Genomic DNA, 8,952 nt, shown 5'->3' on the forward strand with positions numbered 1-8,952 from the left:
TCAGGCCCCGCCCGGCTCCGTCTGGTCCTTGAGGAAGGCGCTCACCTGGTGGGCCAGACCGCCCTGCGCGGTGCCCGCGGGGGCGGCCGTCGAGGTCGTCTCCAGGCAGCCGATGCCGCCCGCCCAGAGCCGGCGCTCGGCCCACTCCTCGTCGACCCGCAACTGCACCTGCACGTCCACGTGGGTCAGGGCGGCCTCCGGGGCGGCCGCGAAGACGACGGCGGTGGCCCGGCGCAGCGGATAGACGTCGAAGCCCTCGATGAACTGGGAGTTGCGCCAGTCGATGAAGGCGCCCTCGCCGTCCGGTCCGACCCGGACGTCGATCTGGCCGTCCTCCAGGTGGATGCCGTAGTGCCGCGCGCCGCGGTTCTCGACGGTCACCCGGACGCTGAAGTACGTCAGCCCAACCGCGGCGTCGTCGCGCCCGCGCGGCGGCTCGGCCGCCTCCAGGCGATGGACGCGGACGCGCAGACCGGCATGCTCGTCGTACTCCTGCCAGTCCCCGACCACGTTCGGCTCGTACACAGTGCCCCTCTCGCCCTTCGAGAGGTGCTGTCTATCTGTGCGCTCAGCGCACTGTCAAATGAGTGGAATGCGCTGTGGCCAGGGGGTTCGCCCGCTTTGATCGTTGATCAAGCGCTGCGCAGGAAGAATCCCGTTCGGGGGTCCCGGGCCGGGTGGGGGTGCGTGCCGCACATCACGTCCGGCGCAAGATCACCGGGCCAGTCGGCCGAGCAGCGAGGAGGCCGCGGTGATGCCGAGGGCGGCGGCGACCGCGAGTACCCCGAAGTCGGCCCCGAGGTGGGCCGGTGTGCCGAGCAGCAGACCGCGCAGTGCGTCGACCTGGTAGCTGAGCGGGTTGACCTTGCTGACGGCCTGGAGCCAGCCCGGCATCACCGCGACGGGGTAGAGCGCGTTGGAGCCGAAGAACAGCGGCATGGTGATCGCCTGCCCGATGCCCATGAGCCGGTCGCGGCTGAGCACGATGCCCGCGATGGTCATCGACAGGCAGGAGAAGAACGCGGAGGCGAGGACCACCGCGAGGGCCACGCCGAGCAGCCGGAGCGGGTTCCAGGTGAGGGCGACCCCGAGCACGGCGGCGATGAGGACCACGACGACGGCCTGGATCAGCGACTTCACCCCCGCGGCGAACGCCTTGCCGGTGATCAGCGCCGAGCGCGGGGTCGGCGTGACGAGCAGCTTGTTGAGGACGCCGGCGTCCCGCTCCCAGATGATCTGGATGCCGTAGAAGATCGCGATGAACATCGCCGACTGGGCGATGATGCCGGGCGCCAGGTAGTCGATGTAGGGGATGCCGCCGGTGGGTATGGCGCGGATCCGGGTGAAGGTCTCGCCGAAGATCAGCAGCCAGAGCGCGGGCTGGACCGCCCGGGTGTACAGCTCGGTGCGGTCGTGGCGCAGCTTCTGGAGCTCGACGGCGCACATCGCGGCGACCCGCGCGGGCAGCACGCGCCAGCCGGGGCGCGGCGAGGGCGGGCCGAGCAGCAGCGCGGTGCCGCCGGGCGGAGTCTCAGCCGACGCGGTGCGCGGTGCGGCGGGTGCTTCGGACATCGCGGAAACCTCCTCCTGACGGGTCCTGCAGACCGCTGCCCGCGGCGTCCCGGAACACGTCCTCCAGAGTGGGCAGGGTGTCGGTGCCGCGGCGTTCGGCGAGCCCGCGCCGCAGTTCGGCCGCGGTGCCCAGGGCGCGGACGCGCCCGCGGTCCATCAGGCCGACCCGGTCGCAGTACTGGTCGGCCTCGTCCATGTAGTGGGTGGTGACCAGGACGCTCATGCCGGTGGCGGCGCGGACGGCGTTGATGTGGTCCCAGACGTCGGTGCGGGCGATCGGGTCGAGGCCGATGGTGGGTTCGTCCAGGATCAGCAGGCGGGGCGCGCTGACCAGGGCCTGGGCGAGTTCGAGGCGGCGGATCATGCCACCGGAGTAGGTCTTGGCGAGCCGGTCCGCCGCGTCGGCGAGCCCGACGGCGGCGAGGGCCTGGGTGACGCGCTCGGCGCGCTCGCGGCGCCGTACGTCGAACACCCGGGCGAACAGGGCGACGTTCTCCCGTCCGGTGAGCCCGCTGTCGGCGGACAGCTGCTGCGGGACGTAGCCGAGCAGCCGGCGCACCGCCATGCGCTCCCCGGCCGCGTCGTGCCCGAAGACCCGGACCATGCCGGCCGGGACCGGCAGCAGCGTCGTGATGCAGCGGATGGCGGTGGTCTTGCCCGCGCCGTTGGGGCCGAGCAGCCCGAACACCTCGCCCTCGCGGACGGTGAGGTCGAGTCCGTCGACCGCGCTGGTCTCCCCGAAGGAGTAGGCGAGGCCGGTGCAGGTGACGGCTTCGGCGGGCGGGGCGGTGGTGTCGCCGGTCATGTCTCGTCGGCCTCCTCGTGCAGGGTGACGGCCAGCTCGCGCAGGGCGGGGAGGGCCGCGCGCAGCGCCTCCCGGTCGGCCGGGCCGAGCCGGGCCACGTGCCGGCCGACCAGTTCGGCCCGGCGTCTGCGCCAGTCGCCGAGCCGCTTCTCGGCGGCCCCGGTGAGCAGCAGGCGGGCGGCCCGCCGGTCGGCGGGGTCGGTCTCCCGGACCAGGTACCCCTCCCGTACCAACCGGTTGACCAGGGTCGAGACGGAGTTGCCCGCCAGGTGCAGGGCGCGCGCGGCGTCCGAGACGCGGACGCCGGGCCGGCCCTCGACCAGCCGGAGCAGCTCCACCTCGGCGCCGCGCAGCCGCGGCCCGGCCAGGCCGCCGCGCAGGCGGCGCCGGATGAGCCGCTGGATCCGTACGAGGGCGTCGGCCAGCTCCTCCGGAAACTCGGCGGGTTCGGTCTCCACGCCTGGAGGTTACCTCTGCTTACGAGGTAACCGGTTTCAAAGCGGGGCAAAACTTCACTCGGTATTGCTATAGAAAGTCCGGATTGTTTGGTTATGTTACCGAAGGGGCAATAGCATGGTTGTGCTTCGGACAGAAGGCACATCCGTGGGAGCCGGCTCCGGCCGGGCGCCGACCTTCCGTCCGGGCGCGCCTCCCACGGTGTCTGTGATCCAGCACCTGCTGAGAGAGGTGCGCGATGCCTGTCACCGGCAGCACGAGAACCCACCCCCACGACGACGCACCCGACACCGGCGAGACCTTCGAACGGCTCGCCCGGCTCTCCGACGGCCCCGAGAGGCAGGCTCTCCGGGACGAACTGGTCCGGCTCTGGCTGCCCATGGCCGAGCGGATCGCCGTACGGTTCCGTGGCCGCGGGGAGTCCCTGGAGGACCTGTACCAGGTGGCCGCGCTGGGCCTCGTCAAGGCCGTGGACCACTACGATCCGGAGCGTGGCCGCGCCTTCGAGGCGTACGCGGTGCCCACCATCACCGGCGAGATCAAACGCCACTTCCGCGACCACATGTGGACCCTGCACGTGCCGCGCCGGGTGCAGGACCTGCGCAACCGGGTTCGCAACGCGGTCAAGGAACTGGCGCAGACGACGCCCGGCCGGGCGCCGACCGTCTCCGAGATCGCCGCGCACACCCGGCTCAGCGAGGACGAGGTGCGCACCGGCATGGAGGCCCTGGAGTGCTTCTCCGCACTGTCCCTGGACGCCGAGGTGGCCGGCACGGAGGGCTATGCGCTCGGGGACTCGCTCGGCGAGCCGGACCCCGGCTTCGACCTGGTGGTCGACCGCGCGGCGGTCAAGCCCTTCCTGGAGGCACTGCCGGAACGCGAGCGCACCATTCTCTACCTGCGCTTCTTCGGCGGGATGACCCAGAGCCGGATAGCCCAGCAGCTCGGCATCTCCCAGATGCACGTCTCCCGGCTGCTCAGCGGCTGCTTCGACCGGCTGCGCGAGGAGCTGCTCGCGGAGACCGGCTGACCGACCCTTCCCCCGCCCCCGTGTCGAGGCGCGGGGGTGGAAGCCACGGCCTCCGGCAGTCGCGCGACCTCCGACCGCGGCTCCCCGATGCGGTGTGCGTCGCTCCCCGGCGGGCCCCCGTCCCGCTCACCCGCCTGGCCGCGCGCCAGAGGGGTACTCGACGAGCACCCCACCCCGCTCCGGTTGGACACTGAAGAGGAACCGGTGGCCGCCCGGCCCCGAGACCAGGACGCGACTGCCATGAACCATGACACCCCCGCCGGCGCCGGACCGAGGACGAAGGACGTCGTCTCGACGCACTCCGTCTTCGGCGCCCCCTGCTGGGTGAGCCTGACCAGCCGTGATCTGGAGGCCACCCAGGACTTCTACTCAGCCGTGCTCGGCTGGCGCTGGCGCGGCGCGAAGCTCGGCGAGCACTTCCGCATAGCGCTGGCGGGCGGGGTCCCGGTGGCCGGGATCGCCGCGGTCGCCTCGATGTGGCAGATGGCGGTGGCCTGGACGCCGTACTTCGCGGTGCCGGACGCCGACGTGGCCGTCGCGCGGGCCCGGGAACGCGGCGGCACGGCGGCGGTCGGGCCGCTGTCCTTCCCGCCGGGGCGGGCCGCGCTGCTCGCCGACCGCGACGGGGCCACCTTCGGGATCTGGGAGGGCGAACTCGTCTCCAACTGGGAGACCTGGCGCCGGGCCGCCCCGACCTACATCCGGCTGCACACCCGCAACGCCTTCGACTCCGCGATCTTCTACGGCGAGATCCTCGGCTGGGCCTCCGGCAAGCCGGGCTGCTGCGAGGTCGAGTACGTGGGCGGCGAGGTGGTGCTGCGCAGCGGGGGTGACGTCGTCGCGCGCATCGACTCCGGAGCGGTGGAGGCGGCCCCGGACCCCTCCGTACGGCCGCACTGGCAGGTCCACTTCACGGTGGAGGACGTGCCGGGCTGCGCCCGGTCGGCCGAGAAGCACGGCGGCAGCGTCCTGAGCGAGGACGAGACGGAGGCGATCCTGCGGGACCCGGACGGCGCGCAGTTCACGGTCACCTCCCGCACCCTGCGCTGACCCGCGGGACGGGCCCGGGAACACCCCGGCCCGCCCGGCGGTCGCTCGTCTAGCGGCCGCCCCGGGACGGCCGGGACAGCATGATCAGACTGCGGGGTTCCACGCGCAGCCGGGTGCCGGCCTTGCGCTCGCGCTCGTCGGGGACACCGTCCGGGTCCGCGGTGTCGATCAGGGTCGTCCAGCGCTCGCCGAAGGAGTGGTCGGGCAGCCGGAAGTCGACGGGTTCCCAGTAGCCGTTGAGCAGCAGCAGGAAGGAGTCGTCGATCACCCGTCCGCCGTGGGCGTCCCGCTCGGCGATGGCGTCGCCGTTGAGGAACACGCCGACCGAGTGGGCGTCGCCGCGCTGCCAGTCCCGGTCGGTCATCTCCCGGGCGTCGGGCCGCAGCCACATCAGGTCGGGCAGCGGCTGCTTGGCGTTGGTCACCGTCTCGCCGCGGAAGAAGCGGCGCCGGCGCAGCACGGGGTGCCCGGCCCGCAGGCCGATCACGTGGCGGGTGAAGTCGGCGAGGGCGCGCTGCTCGTCCGTCAGCTCCCAGTCGACCCAGGAGATCTCGTTGTCCTGGCAGTAGGCGTTGTTGTTGCCGCGCTGGGTGCGCCCGAGTTCGTCGCCGTGGCAGAGCATCGGGATGCCCTGCGACAGCAGCAGGGTGGCCAGCAGGTTGCGCTGCTGGCGGGCGCGCAGTTCGAGGACGGCCGGGTCGTCGGTGTCGCCCTCGGCGCCGCAGTTCCAGGAGCGGTTGGTGCTCTCACCGTCCCGGTTGTCCTCGCCGTTGTCCTCGTTGTGCTTGTCGTTGTACGACACGAGGTCACGCAACGTGAACCCGTCGTGGGCGGTCACGAAGTTCACGCTGGCACGCGGCCGCCGCCGGCTGTGCTGGTAGAGGTCGGAGGACCCGGTCAGCCGGGAGGCGAACTCCCCGAGGGACCCCGGTTCGCCCCGCCAGAAGTCCCGTACGGCGTCCCGGTAGCGGCCGTTCCACTCCGACCACAGCGGCGGGAAGTTGCCCACCTGGTAGCCGCCCTCCCCCACGTCCCACGGCTCGGCGATCAGCTTGACGCGGCTGATCACCGGGTCCTGCTGGATGAGGTCGAAGAAGGCGGACAGCCGGTCCACCTCGTGGAACTGCCGGGCCAGCGTCGCCGCGAGGTCGAAGCGGAAGCCGTCGACGTGCATCTCGGTGACCCAGTACCGCAGCGAGTCCATGATCAGCTGAAGGACGTACGGGTGCCGCATCAGCAGGCTGTTCCCGGTGCCCGTGGTGTCGTAGTAGTGCCCCCAGTCGCCGTCGACCAGGCGGTAGTAGGAGGCGTTGTCGATGCCCCGGAAGGACAGCGTGGGGCCCCGCTCGTTGCCCTCGGCGGTGTGGTTGTAGACCACGTCGAGGATCACTTCGAGGCCGGCCTCGTGCAGCGCCTTCACCATGGCCTTGAACTCGTTCACCTGCTCGCCCCGGCTGCCGAAGGCGGCGTAGCCGTTGTGCGGGGCGAAGAAGCCGATGGTGTTGTAGCCCCAGTAGTTGGCCAGTCCCCGGTCCTGCAGCACGCCGTCCTGGACGAACTGGTGGACCGGCATCAGCTCCACCGCGGTGACCCCGAGCGAGGTCAGGTGCTCCAGGACCGCGGGGTGGGCGAGGCCGGCGTAGGTGCCGCGCAGCCGTTCGGGCACCTCGGGATGGGTGCGGGTCATACCGCGCACATGCGCCTCGTAGATGACGGAGTCGGCGTACGCCCGGTCCGGCGGGCGGTCGTCGCCCCAGTCGAAGGAGGGGTCGGTGACGACGCCCAGCATCGAGTGCCCGGCGCTGTTGCCCGGTGAGGGGCCGTCGGGCGCGCGTTCGTAGAGGGAGGCGTGGTTGTCGATCTGGCCGTCCACGGCCCGCGCGTACGGGTCGAGCAGCAGCTTCGCCGGGTTGCACCGGTGGCCGAGGGACGGCTGCCAGGGGCCGTGCACGCGGTAGCCGTAGCGCTGCCCCGGGCCGACGCCGGGCAGGTACGCGTGCCAGACGAACCCGTCGACCTCGTGCAGCGGGACCTTGGTATGGGCGCCCCTGTCGTCGACCAGGATCAGCTCGACGCGCTCGGCGACCTCGCTGAACAGGGCGAAGTTGGTGCCCTGCCCGTCGAAGACGGCACCCAACGGGTAGGGGTGCCCGCTCCACACGGGCACCCCTGCTCGGGACTTGCGAGCCGTCACCGGGCGCCCTCCAGAGCGTCGTGTGCGGCGGTCGCCGGGGCGGCCAGGGCGACCAGCGGCAGTGCGCGGGGCACCTGCAGCCCCTCGCTCATGTCGGGCGCCGGAACGCTCGGGACCAGCGGGACGCGCTCACCGGAGCGGGCGCGCTGGGAGAACCAGATGATCTTGCTGCCGGTCTCCGCCGCGCAGCATCCCCAGCCGTCGCTCATGGCGGCGATGTCGGCGAGGCACGCCCGCAGGTCCTGATCGGGGCGCAGATCTCGGTGGTCGCCGCCCACGGCGGTGATGAGGTGTTGGCCGTTCCACCACAGCTCGATCGACGTGTCCTTGTCCGTGGCGTGCTCGTCGATCGCCCGCAGCAGCAGCTCGGCGCCGCGGCAGACGGGGTCCACGAGGTTGTCCAGGTCCCAGTAGTGGAGGTGGGCGGCCAGGATGCGGCTGACCTGCTCCACCCGTTCCGGGCTGACTTCCACGTCCAGGTGGTAGTAGCGGGGCACTGCGGTCTTCATCGTCGCTTGCTCCTCACCCGCGAAGCTCGCGCTCCCCTCGCCCGTCCGGGAGGGATCCCGGACACTGAGCGTGAGCGGTGATCGCTTCTGAGTCACCTCCACAGTGAGCCCACTACGCCATTCGTGCAACACGAGGCTCTCTAACGGCGGGATGGTTGAAGGTCCAACAGGACGATGCGTGTCCCTACGTGCACCATGAGTGAAAGCCTCGATCGCCGTAACGGTGCCGCGCCCACCCCTGCGCGGCCACCACCCGACCGTCGGGAACGCGCCCAGTCGAGAGCGTGGAAGGTGAAGAGGGTCATGCTGCTACCCGCCAAGGCCGAAGTGGCCCGGCAGTTGCGGCGTTACCGGGCGTGGGAGCGCGTGATGCTCGCCTCGCCCCACGACCGCACGGTCCGGGCCACTTTCGAGGACTCGGGCTACACCTTGTGCGTGCTGATGGGAAAGCGCTGCGCCCGGGAGGCAGCGGACGCGGCGGAGCGCTATCTGCGCTCCAGCCTGGCCGGCTATCTGCGCGAGCAGGACGGGCGGCCGCAACCGGGCCGGGCGGCCCGGCGGGCACCACCCTCGGAACGTCGTTCCGCGGCACCGAGCACCTGACCCGGCACCGCAGACGGCGTTCCCCACGGGACGGCAGCAGCCGAACCGTTTTCTCGGATCGTGAAGCCGGGCCCGGTGCCCGGCTTCGCGCACGGCGGAGGTGAGAACCATGCGCAGGACCCCGGCCATCGGCCGTGTACCGGTACGTGACGTCCGGCCGGCCGTGGAGTGCGGCAGGCGCCCGGCGAAGGCGGTGGCCGGGGAGACGTTCCAGGTCACGGCCACCGTGTTCCGTGAGGGACACGACGCCGTCGGCGCCAACGTGGTCCTGCGGGATCCGGCGGGCCGCCGCGGCCCCTGGACACCCATGCGCGAGCTGTCGCCCGGCAGTGACCTGTGGGGCGCGGACGTCACCCCGGACGTGACCGGGCGCTGGTCGTTCCGCGTCGAGGCCTGGAGCCATCCGCTGGCGACCTGGCGGCACACCGCGTCCGTGAAGGTGCCGGCCGGCATCGACACCGGCCTGGTCCTGGAGGAGGGCGCCGAGCTCTACGAGCGTGCCGCCGCCGGAGTACCCAAGGGCGCGGAGCGGCAGCTGGTGCTGGACGCCGCGCGCGCCCTCGGCGACGACACGCTGACCGTGCACCACCGGCTGAAGGGCGCCTTGTCGCCGGAGGTGGAGGGGGTGCTGGCGCGTTATCCGCTGCGGGAGTTGGTGACCGCTTCGGACGCGATGCCGTTGCTGGTGGAGCGCGAGCGTGCGTTGTTCGGTTCCTGGTACGAGTTCTTCCCG

General features: G+C 72.0%; 10 protein-coding genes. 4 read left to right on the top strand and 6 right to left on the bottom strand.

Features of this window, described 5'->3' with window-relative positions; genetic code table 11:
- The 4 genes from V7E45_RS20930 to V7E45_RS20945 all read right to left on the bottom strand — a co-directional run bounded on the left by V7E45_RS20930 (position 1) and on the right by V7E45_RS20945 (position 2,835).
- Positions 1–525: a hypothetical protein gene (locus V7E45_RS20930; RefSeq protein ID WP_333775727.1), complete on the bottom strand. Its 525-nt coding sequence runs from the start codon at positions 523–525 to the stop codon at positions 1–3.
- A 189-nt stretch (positions 526–714) separates the two neighbouring features.
- Positions 715–1,572 carry an ABC transporter permease gene (locus V7E45_RS20935; protein ID WP_333775728.1) on the bottom strand — a complete coding sequence of 286 codons (858 nt, stop codon included), beginning with the start codon at positions 1,570–1,572 and terminating at the stop codon, positions 715–717.
- A complete protein-coding gene (locus V7E45_RS20940) occupies positions 1,532–2,377 on the bottom strand; it encodes an ABC transporter ATP-binding protein (protein WP_333775729.1) in 846 nt (281 codons plus the stop codon). The genes V7E45_RS20935 and V7E45_RS20940 overlap by 41 nt, the downstream gene beginning before the upstream one ends.
- Complete coding sequence (locus V7E45_RS20945; RefSeq protein WP_333775730.1) at positions 2,374–2,835, bottom strand: MarR family winged helix-turn-helix transcriptional regulator; 462 nt, start codon at positions 2,833–2,835, stop codon at positions 2,374–2,376. The genes V7E45_RS20940 and V7E45_RS20945 overlap by 4 nt, the downstream gene beginning before the upstream one ends.
- 236 nt (positions 2,836–3,071) lie before the next feature.
- Between V7E45_RS20945 and V7E45_RS20950 the strand changes: the two genes are divergently transcribed.
- Both V7E45_RS20950 and V7E45_RS20955 read left to right on the top strand, forming a co-directional pair.
- Positions 3,072–3,863 carry an RNA polymerase sigma factor SigF gene (locus V7E45_RS20950; RefSeq protein WP_333775731.1) on the top strand — a complete coding sequence of 264 codons (792 nt, stop codon included), beginning with the start codon at positions 3,072–3,074 and terminating at the stop codon, positions 3,861–3,863.
- Positions 3,864–4,103: 240 nt separating this feature from the next.
- Positions 4,104–4,913: a VOC family protein gene (locus V7E45_RS20955; protein WP_333775732.1), complete on the top strand. Its 810-nt coding sequence runs from the start codon at positions 4,104–4,106 to the stop codon at positions 4,911–4,913.
- A gap of 49 nt (positions 4,914–4,962) precedes the next feature.
- Here V7E45_RS20955 and glgX read toward each other — a convergent pair whose 3' ends face one another.
- Positions 4,963–7,107: a glycogen debranching protein GlgX gene (gene glgX, locus V7E45_RS20960; RefSeq protein ID WP_333775733.1), complete on the bottom strand. Its 2,145-nt coding sequence runs from the start codon at positions 7,105–7,107 to the stop codon at positions 4,963–4,965.
- Positions 7,104–7,616 carry a pep a2 gene (locus V7E45_RS20965; protein WP_333775734.1) on the bottom strand — a complete coding sequence of 171 codons (513 nt, stop codon included), beginning with the start codon at positions 7,614–7,616 and terminating at the stop codon, positions 7,104–7,106. The genes glgX and V7E45_RS20965 overlap by 4 nt, the downstream gene beginning before the upstream one ends.
- A gap of 303 nt (positions 7,617–7,919) precedes the next feature.
- On the opposite strand from V7E45_RS20965, the gene V7E45_RS20970 reads away from it, so the two are divergent.
- Positions 7,920–8,219 carry a DUF5133 domain-containing protein gene (locus V7E45_RS20970; RefSeq protein WP_133923413.1) on the top strand — a complete coding sequence of 100 codons (300 nt, stop codon included), beginning with the start codon at positions 7,920–7,922 and terminating at the stop codon, positions 8,217–8,219.
- A 109-nt stretch (positions 8,220–8,328) separates the two neighbouring features.
- Positions 8,329–8,952, top strand: a 624-nt coding sequence (locus V7E45_RS20975) for a maltotransferase domain-containing protein (protein WP_333775735.1), incomplete at its 3' end; no start/stop codon positions are given.

This window comes from Streptomyces sp. IBSBF 3136 (genome assembly GCF_036815105.1).
Lineage (GTDB): Bacteria > Actinomycetota > Actinomycetes > Streptomycetales > Streptomycetaceae > Streptomyces.

Excerpts from the sequence above, each read along its gene's own strand:
- V7E45_RS20935 (WP_333775728.1), bottom strand. The coding sequence starts at position 1,572 with ATGTCCGAAGCACCCGCCGCACCGCGCACCGCGTCGGCTGAGACTCCG.
- V7E45_RS20940 (WP_333775729.1), bottom strand. The coding sequence starts at position 2,377 with ATGACCGGCGACACCACCGCCCCGCCCGCCGAAGCCGTCACCTGCACC.
- V7E45_RS20950 (WP_333775731.1), top strand. The coding sequence starts at position 3,072 with ATGCCTGTCACCGGCAGCACGAGAACCCACCCCCACGACGACGCACCC.
- V7E45_RS20955 (WP_333775732.1), top strand. The coding sequence starts at position 4,104 with ATGAACCATGACACCCCCGCCGGCGCCGGACCGAGGACGAAGGACGTC.
- V7E45_RS20965 (WP_333775734.1), bottom strand. The coding sequence starts at position 7,616 with ATGAAGACCGCAGTGCCCCGCTACTACCACCTGGACGTGGAAGTCAGC.
- V7E45_RS20970 (WP_133923413.1), top strand. The coding sequence starts at position 7,920 with ATGCTGCTACCCGCCAAGGCCGAAGTGGCCCGGCAGTTGCGGCGTTAC.